Origin of the sequence: Ehrlichia muris AS145, assembly GCF_000508225.1 — a bacterium.
Lineage (GTDB): Bacteria > Pseudomonadota > Alphaproteobacteria > Rickettsiales > Anaplasmataceae > Ehrlichia > Ehrlichia muris.
On record NC_023063.1, the window covers coordinates 238,563 to 254,445 of the forward strand.

Annotated in this window: 12 protein-coding genes and 3 tRNA genes; 12 read left to right on the plus strand and 3 right to left on the minus strand. The window is 29.9% G+C overall.

From position 1 onward, the window contains the following. The first annotated feature begins 622 nt into the window (after positions 1-622). Both MR76_RS00935 and iscX read left to right on the plus strand, forming a co-directional pair. Positions 623-1,666 carry an AI-2E family transporter gene (locus MR76_RS00935; protein WP_235111291.1) on the plus strand — a complete coding sequence of 348 codons (1,044 nt, stop codon included), beginning with the start codon at positions 623-625 and terminating at the stop codon, positions 1,664-1,666. A gap of 737 nt (positions 1,667-2,403) precedes the next feature. Continuing rightward, entirely contained in the window at positions 2,404-2,604 is a 201-nt protein-coding gene (gene iscX / locus MR76_RS00940) for a Fe-S cluster assembly protein IscX (RefSeq protein WP_024071827.1), read from the plus strand. 37 nt (positions 2,605-2,641) lie between these two features. Here iscX and MR76_RS00945 read toward each other — a convergent pair whose 3' ends face one another. Genes MR76_RS00945 through MR76_RS00955 form a run of 3 tightly spaced genes read right to left on the minus strand, consistent with a single transcriptional unit; the run spans position 2,642 to position 5,125 of the window. Continuing rightward, positions 2,642-3,787 (minus strand): nitrogen regulation protein NR(II), encoded by a 1,146-nt coding sequence (locus MR76_RS00945; protein WP_024071828.1) that lies wholly within the window; start codon positions 3,785-3,787, stop codon positions 2,642-2,644. Positions 3,788-3,828: 41 nt separating this feature from the next. After that, positions 3,829-4,617 (minus strand): GNAT family N-acetyltransferase, encoded by a 789-nt coding sequence (locus MR76_RS00950; protein WP_024071829.1) that lies wholly within the window; start codon positions 4,615-4,617, stop codon positions 3,829-3,831. Position 4,618: 1 nt separating this feature from the next. Continuing rightward, on the minus strand, positions 4,619-5,125 hold the full coding sequence (locus tag MR76_RS00955; protein WP_024071830.1) for a phosphatidylglycerophosphatase A family protein: 507 nt from the start codon (positions 5,123-5,125) through the stop codon (positions 4,619-4,621). A 522-nt stretch (positions 5,126-5,647) separates the two neighbouring features. On the opposite strand from MR76_RS00955, the gene MR76_RS00960 reads away from it, so the two are divergent. The 10 genes from MR76_RS00960 (at position 5,648) to MR76_RS01005 (ending at position 15,677) form a co-directional block, all read left to right on the plus strand. Further along, a tRNA-Lys gene (locus MR76_RS00960) sits at positions 5,648-5,720 on the plus strand. Positions 5,721-5,907: 187 nt separating this feature from the next. After that, positions 5,908-5,989, plus strand: a tRNA-Leu gene (locus tag MR76_RS00965). 28 nt (positions 5,990-6,017) lie between these two features. Next, positions 6,018-7,337, plus strand: a complete 1,320-nt coding sequence (gene tig / locus MR76_RS00970) for a trigger factor (protein WP_024071831.1) — start codon at positions 6,018-6,020, stop codon at positions 7,335-7,337. A 70-nt stretch (positions 7,338-7,407) separates the two neighbouring features. Continuing rightward, complete coding sequence (clpP, locus tag MR76_RS00975) at positions 7,408-8,007, plus strand: ATP-dependent Clp endopeptidase proteolytic subunit ClpP (RefSeq protein ID WP_024071832.1); 600 nt, start codon at positions 7,408-7,410, stop codon at positions 8,005-8,007. A 16-nt stretch (positions 8,008-8,023) separates the two neighbouring features. After that, positions 8,024-9,244, plus strand: coding sequence for an ATP-dependent Clp protease ATP-binding subunit ClpX (clpX, locus tag MR76_RS00980; protein WP_024071833.1), 1,221 nt, complete (start codon positions 8,024-8,026; stop codon positions 9,242-9,244). A gap of 9 nt (positions 9,245-9,253) precedes the next feature. Continuing rightward, entirely contained in the window at positions 9,254-11,662 is a 2,409-nt protein-coding gene (gene lon, locus MR76_RS00985; protein ID WP_024071834.1) for an endopeptidase La, read from the plus strand. Between the two features lie 426 nt (positions 11,663-12,088). Then, positions 12,089-12,162: transfer RNA gene (locus tag MR76_RS00990), tRNA-Ile, on the plus strand. 237 nt (positions 12,163-12,399) lie between these two features. Next, complete coding sequence (gene fmt, locus MR76_RS00995) at positions 12,400-13,311, plus strand: methionyl-tRNA formyltransferase (RefSeq protein ID WP_024071835.1); 912 nt, start codon at positions 12,400-12,402, stop codon at positions 13,309-13,311. A gap of 245 nt (positions 13,312-13,556) precedes the next feature. Then, positions 13,557-14,384, plus strand: a complete 828-nt coding sequence (gene trhO / locus MR76_RS01000; RefSeq protein WP_024071836.1) for an oxygen-dependent tRNA uridine(34) hydroxylase TrhO — start codon at positions 13,557-13,559, stop codon at positions 14,382-14,384. 471 nt (positions 14,385-14,855) lie between these two features. After that, the gene (locus MR76_RS01005; RefSeq protein ID WP_024071837.1) at positions 14,856-15,677 is read left to right on the plus strand and encodes a pyruvate, water dikinase regulatory protein; all 822 of its coding nucleotides are present in this window, start codon (positions 14,856-14,858) and stop codon (positions 15,675-15,677) included. Positions 15,678-15,883: the final 206 nt, after the last annotated feature.

A 15,883-nucleotide genomic window follows, 5' to 3' on the forward strand; every position in this document is an offset into this window, starting at 1 on the left:
AAGTAAGTACACTTAATATCTTGTCAATTCAGTGGTTTTTGTAACAACTCTTTTAATTCTATGGTTTGTTACAGGAATATCCTTTTTATCCTGCTTTGTATAGCTTATTAACATGGAAGAGTATAATTTTTTATTAAAATCTGATCATTTTTTGTTTTTTATATGTATAAACTTGGGGTCGTTGAGTTAAAATCTGTGGATTATAGGTATATGTGAATTGACTTAAGAAATATTAGAAGAATTTATTTTTCTAAACATATATAACAAAGACCAAATCTCTTGTTTCTGTAATTTTTTAGATATGATATAGTTAGTAAGCTAATGCTAAGGTATACAAAAACATTTATTTTTTCATATAAATGTGTCACAAAAAATCGAGAATCTTTTATTTCTATAAACTTATTATTGAAGTATGAGGTGTGGTTTATACAAATATGATAGAGTTTTCCATGAGAATCAAGGCAATGAATAAAAAAATCTTTATATAATAGTCTATGCAAAAAATGCTGAGATAGTATAATGTCTAAAAATGCATATGCATGAACTGATGAACTGTCAATTTTCTAAGTTAGTTGATAAATATATAACACATGGTATTATTATACTGGTGTGTGTATTGATAGTGTTTATTATCAAACCTGTACTTGCTCCATGTTGTACTGCTGCAGTAATGGCTTATCTACTTAATCCATTAGTAGATAAATTACAAAGATTTAAATTATCAAGGCGACTTTCTGTAAGTATAATTTTACTATCTTCGTTATGTATAATTGTAGCATTTTTGGTGAGTTTCATTCCTATTGCTTATTCGCAGTTGTTGTCACTTGTAAAGTTTCTTATAGAACAAATACCGTTAATTCATAAAGATAGTATAATTTCTCTTCTTCAAAAATATAATATAGTTGACTATGAAGAAATATCGAATGCAATAAAGTTGCCACGATCATCTTTTGAAAATTTATTGCATTACGAAAATATAAAACCTCTTATGGGTATTCTTGAAAGTTTGTTAAAAAACTTAGATGATATATTCTTCGGTGCGATAAATTCTAGTATAGGCATTAGTTATACAGTTTCTATAATATTAGTTACTCCTCTGTTGCTATTCTATATATTGTGTAATTGGCCATCAATTGTTGAACATACAAATGCATTGGTTCCTGTCAAATATAAAAGTGCTGCCAAGCTATATGGAGAAAAGATAGATCACGTGATTTCAGCTTATATTAGGGGTCAATTGAGTGTATGTTTTATTATGGCTGTGTACTATATTATGTGTTTCAGTTTGATAAAATTAAAGTATTTTTTAATCATAGGATTTATATCAGGTATCATGACTTTTATTCCATATGTAGGACCTATTTTTTGTGCAATATTGAGTTTGATTACAACAATGCTACAGTTTAATAGTTGGACGGTATGTGGAATAGTATTAGCGATATTTGTTATTGGACAGTTAGTTGAATCAAATATCATTACTCCGCTATTAATAGGAAAACGAGTAGATATACATCCTATATGGATAATCATAGGTATGATAACATGTGGATCGCAAATTGGATTTACAGGCATATTATTGTCAATTCCTATAACAGCGATAGTTGGCGTGTTCGTCAGAGCATTTATAACTCATTACATGAGTAGTAAATTTTATAATGATACTTAATTGAAAAACTGTGTGTAATAAATATAGAGAAATTGAAATACTTAAAGTACTATTATTTTATAAAGATATGTGATTGATTATATAATATTAGGATTATTGATAGTAAAGTATATGAAGAAAGAAAATTTGAAACTTTCAAAATGTTAGTAAGGGTAATTTCTTGCCTTTTTCAATTTTGGGTTTTTATATAATGATTATTCAGTTTCATTTTTGAGTTTTTGTTTCAGCAAATAAATTGCGTATTGATTATGGTTGAAATACAAGATTATTACCTTTTGGATTTATGATATTGTTTTATAGCGTGGAACACGTAAAATATTGCTTTGTCTTGTATTGGTATTCAATTTAGCATATTAGGTTGAGTTATTTATTTTATAAATAGGTTAAGTATTGATTGTAGTTTAAAAATAGAAACATTGCCTTTGTCTTGGATGGTATTCAATTGGTATATTGGGCTAAGTTATTTATTTTAGTAAGTAAATTAGGTATAGATTGTAGTTGCAATGCAGGATCATTATTTTTTGTTTTTGTATATTGTCTTGTAGTGTTGGTAAAATGTAGAATGTTATCTCTTTATACTGACATTTTTATTACGTGGAACTTGTGTTATGAGTGATAAAACTGTGTAATTTGTCAGATGAAATATTTTTGTGAGAAGATTTGGTTTTTTTCTATTGGTAGAAATATTGTATATATAAGTGAAGTGATGATTATAGTTTCAAGTAAAAGGTGTTTATATGAAGTGGAATGATGTTGATAGTATTGCTATTTCTTTGGAGAACCATTATCCAGAACATGATATATTTAATACTAGATTTACGGATTTGCGTTTAATGGTATTAGGATTGCCGGATTTTGATGATGATAATAATGGATGTAACGAAAAAATTCTTGAATCTATACAGTTGGCTTGGAATGAAGAACGTGAAAGTAAATAAAAGATTTTTTTCATTAGTGTGCAATAGGATGAGATAGTTATTTATTGTATATAAAAGTTAATTCTTGTTTGAAATTTGGAATTACTGTAATTTTCAGAGTGGTGTTATCTTTTAAAACCATTGTGCCATGATATGGTTCAGTAATCTGCTTGAATATCTCGTATTGTTGTTGATTTATTAAATCAAATTTCTCTTTGTCTAAAAGGTTACTATCCTCATATATTTTTTGTAAGATACTTGAGTAATTTGGATGAGTATCTAACCATGAGGAGTTTAATTGCCAAAATTTTGTAAAGATTCTATTGTAAAATATAATTGATCCATCTCGGTTGTATATTGCAACAGCATTGGGAAGGTTATTTAGTAAATTTTTCTGTAAAGTAGTATAATTTTTTAATTCCTGAGTGAAATAATTAAGTCGTGTTATATCTTCTCCATATCCAATAAATTCAGTTGAGTTGTTAATTGGAATTTCTATCATATTGTATAACTTTCTTTCATTGTTAATTATGGCGTATTGTATTTTTTGACTTGTTTTATTATTCCTTTGACTAGTAGATTGTATGTTACGATCTATATCTATGTTGAGATTATGTTGTATGAGTTCTGAGTAAAATAGGTTCTGAGTCTTAATTTTGGAGTCTTTCCCTCTTTTCCATAATGGATATGGTAAATTGTTTAGTATATCAGTGTAGTTTAATAAATCCTCTTTTAATTTTGTGTTTTCATATTGTAGACTTGTTATTGATAATTTGTAATTTGTTATATTTTGAACCCAGAGTAATACTCCTATTATTTGTCCGTTATTGTCAATTATACTTTGTCCATAGCAGGAACAATAAATTTCTGTGTCTTGTCCTTTTAAATCTATAGTGAAGGATTTGTTAACTTTTTTGGTTTCGGTAAATTTTTTTTGTAATTCTTTTGATTCTTCAAAAAAGTCTGCGAACTCATCAAAAGAATAAAATACGGTGTTGAGTAAGATTTGTAAATTGGGAGAGAATTTTTCTATGCGTCGCTTTTCATCCCAAAGGTAGAATCCATCTCCTAAAGTTGATAGTAGACTGTTAATAAGGTTATTGTTGTGTTTTAAGGCACAAATATTTACGTTGGCACGATAATAAGCATTAATTAATAAACTTAAAACAAATATCAACAAAAAAATGGTAATATAAGTAAACATAATAATATATCTTCTTGACTTGTTATAATTCTAGTAAATTCCTACACAAAAGATGTGTATAAAGACAAATTACCAAGCATTTTGAACCCTAATCTTCTATATAGATTTACAGAAGGCTTCATGCATTGGGCTACGGCATAAGAACAGTTGTATTGATTCTTTGCTATTTTTATTCTTTCTAGTACCATTTGACTTGCTATCCCTTTGTTACGATATTCTGGGAGTACACCGTCACTATAAAATCCAACGACTTTATCTTGTACATACATTCCACATATACCAACTTTAACGTTATCACACTTTGTTAAAAAAAATTTTAATCTTGAATTATTAATATCATGGTGATTAGCTAAACCTCTTAAGAAAGTTGCAACTTCATTTTTGTGGCTAAAAAATACACTTGAAGCAATATTATCTAGTTCCAATAATTTTTCTTGACTATTTACAATATCTAACGTGATATCTGGTCCTTTTATAGATGGCATAATGTAATCTTTGATATTTGCAAGAGCTTTTTTAGGAAGACTTACACTTATTAACCCTAGTTTTTCAAGAGCTAGTTTTAATTTTTTCATATGTGAATCTACTGGCCATGTTGCATCGATGTTCCTTTTTTTTAAAAATTCTAAAACTTCTATTATAGCTTGTTCATTACATTCGTTTGTTGTACTATCGTGAAAAGCAAAATTCAGTAGAGAGCTGCGGCTATCGTTGATAGTAAGTGTGATATTCTGAAAGTAGTAAATTTCTAAATTAGATGTTTGTATTGTATGTATCATGTAATTTTTTAAATTACTTGTTACTAAGGAAGAAATGTGTTCATTTGCCACTCTAAGTACCCATTTTAGCAATAATAAATATAGTACATATAGAAGACATAATACCTGCAAGCACATCGTCTAGTATTATGCCAGAGGTGCCAGGTATTTGTTCAATAATATTTATTGGCCATATTTTTGTTATGTCAAATATTCTAAAAAATATGAAACTTATAGTAAATATTTTAATGTAAAATAGCGTATATAAAATATTGAATGTTTGAGGTATATATTGATAATATCTGAAAAAAATTATAGGAATAGTAAATGCTATTAATTGTCCTATGACTTCATCTATTACAATCTCTTTGGGATCGACTACGTGAGGATGATCGAGTAAGTATTTTGGAATTGCAAGCAATCCTATAACAGTTATTAATATAGTAATCAGTATACCAAATAAATTACTGAATATAACGGCAGGTAAAAATAATACTGTAGCAAAGCTAGCAACAGTTCCTTGCGCTTTAGCTATATTCCCGCACCCAAACCATGTAGCCACCATTGTATATAATTGCATACTACCTCTACATGAAAAAAAGAATAAATTAACCCCTACAATAAAATACTTAAAAGCTATGCATGTTAAGCAATTACCCTAACTTCCTATACAAGAATATTGATATCTATATCTACTGGTGTCTTAACCAATGATCGTTGACATTATACTTGTGACAAGGAGAATTATTATCTACTGAATTAATACATGGACTCTTAATTCTACGTTCTCTTTTTGAAAAAGTACCACAGCTAGATATAGTACACATTAGTATAATAATAAGAAGAATTTTTAATAATCTCATGTGATGTAACCTTGCAGCATGAAAAATCCATAACTATGCTAATCTAGCATTTACTTAATTGTATAGTTGATAGTGTTAATAGTCAAGATTGCCGTATTGAAAAAATATTAAATTAATTTAATTAAAAATGGGTATTTTGTGTTAATACATTATTAATAAATAAAAAGAGATTGAATATTTCAATTTGACAAAGGACTAATCAAAGTTTAGTCTAATTATTTTTAAGGCAGTGATTATAAGGTCCCGTAGCTCAGTTGGTAGAGCAATTGACTCTTAATCAGTGGGTCGTGTGTTCGAGTCACACCGGGATCACTTCTTGAAGTTTGTTAATATTTATAATATATAGTTAAGTGATCGTTATAAATAGGGCTAGTATAATAAAATTACCTATTATTATAGGTCTACATTTTACTTGATTATAAAATCTTGAGAATTATCTTGTAAGTGTCTATAATTTGGTGCTTGATTATTTTTGATATTGTATAGACGGTTTATTTAGGCGGATATGGCGGAATTGGTAGACGTGCTAGGTTTAGGTCCTAGTAAGGAAACTTGTGGGGGTTCGAGTCCCTCTATCCGCACTTTAGGTATCAGTAAGGGTGTTGTGATATGCTGAATAATTATGTAGTTAGAGAAGTTTTAAATGATAAGTTGAAGTGGGAATATGAGTTTGTTATTGATAAGAAGTATTTTTTAGATCAGGTAGAGTCTAGATTGTTAGAGATTGCTAGGAATGTAAAGATGCCTGGATTTAGGGCAGGAAAGGCTTTGGTTGATTTAGTAAAGAAAGAATATTTAAATGAAGCTGTAAGTGATGTAGTTCGGAAGACTATTGAAAGTACATCTTCTGATTTTGTAAAAAGTAATAAATTTGGGGAAATAATATCATCAAATATTGATGTTGTTTCTTATCCTAACTATTACTCTGATAATGTAAAAGAAGAAGATTTAATCTATAAATTGAGTTTTGAAGTTATGCCTGAAGCTCCGTTAATGGATATAGATAATGTAGTTTTAAGTGATATAGAAGTTGATATTCAAGAACATGATGTCAATGAATTCATAGAAAATTTAAAAAAGCAAAGACCTAATTTTGTTATAGCAGATGATCCAGAATATATGGTTCAAATAGGGGATAAATTAATTGTTGATTATCAAAATAAAGTTAAAGGTAAAATCTTGAGAGGTGGAACTGCTAAGGATTTTGTATTAGTAACAGGTAAGGGTATAGCTTTAAAAGAATTTGAAGATCAATTAGTAGGCATGAAGGTTGGAGAATCTAAAACCTTTGCTCTAACATTTCCTGATAATTATGGTGTAGTACATCTTGCTGGAAAAACTACAGATATGTCAGTTACTGTTAAAAGCATATATGTTGTAAAAGATATGCAAGACAATGAAACTGTAGCAAAAGACTATGGTTTTAAGGATGTAGGTGAAATGGAAGATTTTGCTAAGAAAAGAGTCAGGCAGCAATTTGATCAAATGATTCTTACTATAGTGAAAAAAGAGTTATTTGATTATATGGATAACACCTATACCATGGATGTACCAGAATGTGTTGTCACTCAAGAAATCGAAAAAATAAAAAAAGAAATACATGATTCTGGAGAAGATATACAAATTGATGTGGAAAAAGAGGCAATTAAGCGAGTGAAGCTTGGTATGTTGCTTATAAAGATGTCTCGTCATAATAATATTACTATTAACAATGAAGATATTTTCAACTTTATACAGAGCAATTATGCTGATTATGGAGTAGATATTAATAGTGTATTAAAAATCCTTCAGTCTAATAAAAATTTTGCCAATTATATTAGTGGGAAAGTACTTGAAGATAAGGTTATTGACTATATAATAAGGCTGGTTAAAAAGGACAAGAAGGTTATGACAACTAAAGACATAAGCCTTATGTTTGAGAATATATAGTTGTAAAATTATATTAAATATATTAATTTAGACAGCGTTTATTAGTGGTTATAAAGAAAAGGAGATGGCTATGACTTTAGTACCCATGGTGGTTGAACAAACTAGTCGAGGTGAGCGTGCATATGATATATATTCACGATTATTAAAAGAAAGGATAATCTTTATAACTGGGCCAATAGAAGACCAGATGGCAAGTTTAGTAGTTGCGCAACTTATATTTTTAGAATCTGAAAATCCAGAAAAAGAGATATGTATGTATATTAATTCTCCAGGTGGTGTTGTTACAGCTGGATTGTCAATATATGATACTATGCAGTATATAAAACCCAAGGTTTGTACATTATGCTTAGGGCAAGCTGCTTCTATGGGGTCTTTATTGTTAGCTGCTGGAGAACCAGGTATGCGTTATGCACTTCCTAATTCAAGAATTATGATACATCAGCCTTCAGGGGGTTTTCAAGGGCAGGCAACTGATATAGAAATACATGCTAAGGAGATCTTGGATATTAAAGGTAGGCTTAATGATATTTATGTAAAGCATACAGGAAGAGATTTATCAGAAGTTGTTACGAATATGGAGCGTGATAATTTTATGCGAGCTGAGAAAGCTAAAGATTTTGGTATTATTGATAAAGTTATTGAAAAACGTCTTGATATTGAAGTGGAATAATTAGTATTGGAGAGATATGGCAGATAATGAAAAAAATTCTTGTAGCTGCTCTTTCTGTGGAAAGGTTCATAGTGAGGTACGCAAGTTAATTGCTGGGCCATCAGTTTTTATTTGTAATGAGTGTATTGATTTATGTAGTGGTATATTACAGGAAGAGAGTAGATCTTATAAAAAAATGGATACTCTTGATTTAAAACCGAAAGAAATAAAGAAGGTTCTTGATGAATATGTTATAGGGCAAGAGCACTCAAAAAAAGTTTTATCAGTTGCTGTATATAATCACTATAAACGTTTGTCAAATTCAAGTGTTATTAGCGAAGTTGAGATTTCTAAGTCAAATGTTTTGTTAATTGGTCCTACTGGATCTGGAAAAACATTATTAGCTCGTACTTTAGCTAGGGTTTTACAAGTTCCTTTTGCAATGGCTGATGCTACTACTTTAACAGAAGCAGGGTATGTTGGGGAAGATGTAGAAAATATATTATTAAAGTTGTTGCAAGCAGCTAATTTTAACGTTGATGCAGCACAACGTGGTATAATTTATATTGATGAAGTAGATAAAATATCTAGGAAATCTGAAAATACTTCTATTACTCGTGATGTATCTGGTGAAGGTGTACAGCAAGCTTTATTAAAAGTCATTGAAGGTACAGTTTCCTCTGTACCACCTCAAGGTGGTAGGAAGCATCCGCATCAAGAGTTTATACAAATAAATACTGATAATATTTTATTTATATTTGGTGGTGCGTTTGATGGTTTAGATAAAATTATAGAATCCCGTCATAGGGGTAGTAGTATGGGATTTGAAGCAAATGTACAAAAAGTGTCAAAGAATAAAGATATTTTCTGTTATACTGAGCCAGAGGATTTAGTGAGATTTGGGTTAATTCCGGAGTTTGTTGGTAGGATCCCTGTTATTACATCTTTGGGTGAGCTTGATGAGGCAACTTTGTGCCGTATTTTAGTTGAGCCAAAGAATTCCCTAGTAAAACAATATAAAAAACTTTTTGAAATGGATAATATTAACCTTCAGTTTGATGATAGTGCATTGTCAGTAATTGCAAAAAAGGCTGCTGTAAGAAAAACTGGAGCTAGAGGATTAAGGGCTATTTTAGAAGCATTGTTACTTGATTTAATGTTTGAAAGTCCTGGAGATTCTAATGTTAATCAACTAGTAATTAGTAAGGAGATGGTTGAAAAGTTAATGGTAAGCTCGCACTTATTTTTAAAACATTAAAGGTATTATATGAAAAATAAAACTTTACTACCAGTACTCACATTACGTGATACTATAGTATTCCCTCAAGTAGTAATACCGTTATTTGTTGGAAGAGAAAGATCTGTTAATGCTTTAGAATATGCTGCTCAACACAATGATTGCAAGATTTTATTATTGACACAAATTGATGGTTCTGTCGATAATCCCACTGCCGATGATCTATATAAAGTAGGGACAATAGCAGAAGTTGTACAGTTATTACGACTTCCTGATGGTGCTGTTAAAATTCTAATTAAAGGAGAAAGTAGAGCAAAAGTACTGGAGATTGTTGAAGATAATATGTTTTTTAAAGCACAGGTATCTGTTGTATGTGAGGATGTAGATTCAGTAATTGACGATAAACTGGAGGCATTAAAAAGATCAGTATTAAGTGAGTTTGATAGTTGGAATAAATTGAGCAAAAAAATCCAAACAGAAGCTGCAGCATCAATTTATGATATGAAAGAGTTAAGTCATTTGGCTGATATTATAGCATCACATCTGAGTATAAAGATTTCAGATAAGCAGATAGTTCTTGAAACGTTCAACGTTGCTAAAAGATTAGAGAAAATATATGATTTCTTGAAATTGGAAATTAGTGTATTAAATGTTCAGAAAAAAATTCGCAATCGTGTTAAGTCACAATTTGAGACAACTCAGAGAGTTTATTATTTAAATGAGCAACTAAAGGCTATACAGAAGGAACTAGAAGAAAGTGATAGTTCTAGTGTTGATGTAGATTCTGCTAGTGAATTTGAGAAAAAAATAAGCTCTACACCACTTTCTAGTGAAGCTAAAGAACGTCTTATGGCTGATTTAAAGAGATATAAAAAGATGAATTTTATGTCTCCAGAGGCTAATATAATATCTAGCTATCTTCATTGGGTTCTTGATTTACCATGGGGTAAATATTCGAATTCAAAAATTAATATGAGTAATTCTATAAAAATATTAGATAATAATCACTATGGGATGGATAAAATAAAAGAAAGAATATTAGAATTTTTGGCTGTTTTAAAACGTCTTAAAAAACCTAAAGGTCCTATATTATGTTTAGTTGGACCTCCTGGTGTAGGTAAGACTTCGCTTGCTAGGTCAATTGCTGAGGCGACAGGTAGGAGTTTTATACATATGTCTTTAGGTGGAATACATGATGAATCAGAAATAAGAGGGCATCGTAGGACTTATGTAGGAGCTATGCCAGGTAAAATTATTAAAGAGATAAAGAAATCAAAAACATGTAATCCTTTGTTCCTTTTGGATGAAATAGATAAAATAGGTTCTGATTTTCGAGGAGATCCTACTGCTGCATTACTTGAGGTATTAGATCCTGAGCATAATAAACATTTTGTTGATCACTATATAGAGGTAGAATTTGATCTTTCAAATGTTATGTTTATTGCGACAGCAAATACTTTGAATTTAAGTAAGCCATTAATTGATCGTATGGAGATAATCAATATATCTGGGTATACAGAAAATGAAAAATTAGAAATCGCTAAAGCACATTTGATACCGAAGTTGTATAAAGATCATGGATTACAAGAGAAAGAATGGAACATTTCTGATGATGCAATATATCATCTTATAAGACTATATACTAGGGAAAGTGGAGTACGAAGCCTTAAGAGAGAGATTGCTAATCTTATGAGGAAGGCAGTAAAGGAAATATTAATTAATAAGGAAGTAAAAAGTATCTCTGTAGATATGGATAATATTGAGAAATATGCAGGTGTACGGAAATTTACTTTTGGTATGATAGAAAAAGAAAATCTGGTGGGCATGGTGACAGGATTAGCTTATACTGATTCAGGAGGGGATATACTGACAATAGAGTCGGTGTTAATGTCTGGTAAAGGTGAAGTTAAGTATACGGGTAAGTTGGGTGAAATAATGCAAGAGTCTGTCAAAGCTGCATATAGCTATGTGCGTTCTAGATGCTTAAGTTTTGGGATAAATCCCAAGAAATTTTTAGAAAATGATATACATGTTCATGTTCCTGAGGGTGCAGTACCTAAAGATGGGCCGTCAGCAGGTATAGCTATGTGTACTTCAATTGTATCATTAATGACTAATATTTCAGTGAAGAATACTGTTGCTATGACTGGTGAGGTAACTTTACGAGGAAGAGTGCTTCCTATTGGTGGTTTGCGTGAAAAACTATTAGCTGCGTTGAGAAGTGGGATAAAAACAGTTATATTACCGTCTAGAAATGAAAAGGATATTGTAGAAATTCCAGATAATATTAAGAAAGGGTTAGAATTAATTTTTGTTTCCAATGTTGATGAAGTAATTAGTGCAGCATTGACTTGTCAGATTGTTGATATTATAAAGCAAGATCATATTGTAACACAAGATATGGTGGAGATTGATGATGTAGATGCAGTACAGCATTAGCACGTATATAATTCTATAAAAGCTTTTTATTAAAAGTGGTTAGTTTGGTTATTATTATAGTGTAGTAACACATAGTTTTATCAATTAGAATTATGATTTAGAGCAATATTTTGAATCTGTTTGTTGGTTTAGTGGATGGTTTCTTTGGTATACTAGTGGGTTTTTTATAAGTTAATATTAGCAATATAGAGTGGTTTTTAATAAAATAAGTTATGTCTTTGGATTACTTGTGCAGGTATAAGTACTATGGTGAAAGTTGAGTTTATGATAGAAAATATAGATGTTGATTAGGTATGATGTGATATATGTTAAGATTATTTAATAGTATTTCAATAATGTTTTAAAGTATTATAGCATTAATTTTTTGTTGTAAATTGCTGTTGTATATGATACATAAAAATATCATTTATGTTTCTTAGTAACTATGGGGCTGTAGCTCAGTTGGTTGGAGCGGATCGCTCATAACGATATGGCCGTAGGTTCAAGTCCTACCAGCCCTACCTCTAGTAAGTTGTTTTGTACTGTTATATTTAGAACTAAAGTTTAGTACAATTTAGTCTGTTTTTTTACAAGTTGTATGCTTGGTTTTGTCTTCAGCAAATATGATCTAAATTTTGTATCTATATTGTGTTGTTACATAATGTTTTTTGTAAAAATTAAAGAGCCCACTGGGTTAGTCTTGCCTTATTTATATATTTGATATAAATAAGGCTGTATGTAACTGAATAGATTTTGCTATGAAAATAATATTTATGGGTTCTCCTGAGTTTTCTATATCAGCATTATCGTGTCTTATTGAAGAGAAAAATCACGAGATTGTTGCTGTATATACGAGAGTTCCTAAACTTGCTGGAAGGAGAGGTAAAATACTGACTAAAACACCTATTCATGTTATTGCTGAGCAAAATAATATAGAGGTTAATACTCCAAAATCTTTAAAGCATGATTATGAGCAGGAAAGAATTTTAGCGTTAAATCCAGATGTTATTGTAGTAGTTGCATATGGGTTAATTATTCCACAGGGTGTATTATCAATACCTAAATACGGATGTATAAATATACATCCGTCATTATTGCCAAGGTGGCGTGGGGCAGCACCTATACATTATGCAATTCTATCAGGTGATGAAAAAACTGGAGTTACCATTATGCAAATGAATGAGCTATTCGATGAAGGAGATATTTTATTACAAAGAGATATTCCTATAGATGAACAAGATAATATTGAAACTTTAAGCAAAAAACTATCTAACCTAGGGAGTTCAATGTTAGTTGAAGTACTAAACAATATTGATAATTTAGTTCCTATTAAGCAGAATGATGATGATGCGACGTATACTAATAAGATAACAGATTTCCATATAGATTGTAATGAAACAGCCCAGGTTATATGTAGGCAAATTAGAGCTTTGTACCCTAAAGCATTTTTGTTTTTTAATGGTAAAAGACTCAGAATATTGAAGGCTAATTATTATTCTGGTGACGATGTTCAGGATTTGAAACCTGGAACAGTTATTGATTCTTATATGAATATTAAATGTAAAAACAGTGTTTTGGTTCCACTTGTAGTACAACTTGAAGGAAGGAATCCGTGTAATATTAATGATTTTATACACGGTCATAGTGTTTTAAATAGTTCTATTACTTAATCTGTGTAAATTTTATTTAAGCACATGTATTAATAGAATGTACATATTCGTACGATGTATTAGTCGTAATTTCTATATGTATTTATTCTTCCAAAGAATTTTACCTGTTGATAATTTCTGTTGCTAAGATATGAGAGCTATGTAGTGTTATAGTAATGTGTAATAGTTGCCAGTTAAGCTTAATTGACAGTGTTGCCTTTATGAAATATATTAGAGATATTGAGGGGGTTCAAGAGAAGCATAATATGGGGTACGTAGTTTCAACTTTTTATCGTTTTGTACATTTATCTAATTATTATGATATTCAACCTGTATTAAGGGAGTTTTGTATACAACATGGTATAAAAGGTACTATAATTTTAGCTGAGCAGGGAATTAATGCTACAATAGCAGCGGATGAGCAAAGTTCTTTAGATCAGTTCTTCTCTTTTCTGAATCTGGATGATAGATTAAAAAATATACAATATCATAAAAGTTTTGCTATACATAATCCTTTTTCTAAAATGAAAGTTAAATTAAGAAAGGAATTGGTATGTTTGGGTATTGAAGATCTTGATAATTCTGTATGTGGGGAGTATGTGATTTCACAAGATTGGGATGATTTAATTTCTAGACCTAATGTCTATACTATAGACACTAGAAATACCTATGAAATCAATTTTGGAAAGTTTAAGAATGCAATAAATCCTCAAACTAAATGTTTCCGTGATTTTCCAGAATGGGCTGTTTCTTGGGCATCTGATAAAGTAGAGCAAGATCCTGTTATAGCAATGTATTGTACAGGTGGTATTAGATGTGAGAAATCTACAGCTTTTATGAAAGATTTAGGTTTTAGTAAAGTGTATCATTTAAAGGGAGGAATATTGGAATATTTTAAAAGTACTCAAAATAAGAATAATCTTTGGGAAGGTGATTGTTTTACTTTTGATGATAGAATTGTAGTTGATGATAAATTAATTCCTGCTAGTGTAAAATGTATGTCATGTGATGTTTGTGTTACTCCAGAAGAAATGAAGTCGGTAACTCGAGGGCATGTATTATGTTTTAATTGTAAGGGAAGTGTAAAAATATAAGGTTGCTACCTGGTATGTATTGCTATAGTTATAATGTTACTGTTAATACTGTATTCTGAATTTTGTTATTCATAAAATGTATGTTGATTAGTAGATATCTATACGGTAGAATAATAAAAAAATATTGAGTAATAAAGTCATAGGTTTTTAGATAAAGAATAATAAATTAATATTTATTCTACTTAGGTATCCACTAAAATTTATTTATAATTTTCTTATAAATTAATAATAACTTATATAGTTATTGTTAATATCAATATTAGTGTTAAGTTTATGTTTTGTAGTCACTGCATGCGACTTCTTCAATAGTGAGGTAATATCGATTGTTAAAATATGTTATAAAAAATACGAGTCGGAGCTTTAATAAAAAAAATTGTTTGTCTTATTCTTGCTGTATACGTGCACTTAAATGAAACAGATTTTTTTGGAAGCTATTGTTAGCATTTATATTATATCAGTAATCTATTTTATATGAGTACTCCTATTATTTTAAATCTGCATTTAATTTCTGATTCTACATGTGAAACTGTTGCTTCAGTGGCTAGGTCTGCATTAGAACATTTTAAATCTATAGAAGTTAGTGAATTTGTTTGGTCATTTATTAATGATTATGAGCAGATAGATAAAATAATGTCGTTGATTGAAAAGGATAAGTATAATTTTATCATGTATACAATGTTTGATGATGAATTAAGAAAATATTTGAAACAAAAAGCTGGTGTACATGAGATACCATGTATTCCTGTATTATCACATGTTATTAGAGAAATTTCTTGTTATTTACATGTTAAGAAAGATCCATATGTTAATACTAATATTGGATTAGATGATGAATATTTTACCCGTATAGATGCAATTAATTATACTATTGCACATGATGATGGACAGAATCTTTGGGATATAGATCAAGCTGATATAATTATTTTAGGTGTTTCTAGAACTTCAAAATCTCCAACCAGTATATACTTGGCTTATCGTGGATATAGGGTAGTGAATATACCTTTAGTGCATTCTATTGACTTATCTGTAGACCTGTCGAACATGAAGAATAAACTTATTGTAGGATTAACTATTGATATTAATAGGTTAATAGAAATAAGAAGGGCAAGATTAGTTTCTATGAAGAATCAAAATAATTATCAGTATGTTGATTATGAGCATGTACTGATGGAAGTTAAAGAAACAAAAAGGATATGTGTTCAAAATGGTTGGCCTATTATAGATGTTACGCAAAAATCTGTTGAGGAAATAGCAGCAACGATTATTCAGTATTTCAATAAAATGCAGCATTGATAGTACTAGGTGTGCTGTGCATGTGAAGTGTGTGTATTAAATAAGTTGAGGAAATAGCAGCAACGATTATTCAGTATTTCAATAAAATGCAGCATTGATAGTACTAGGTGTGCTGTGCATGTGAAGTGTGTGTATTAAATAAAATGCTTAACTACTTTTCTAATTTGTGAAATGTAGATTTTCTTTTTTGATAAGAACAGATTGTA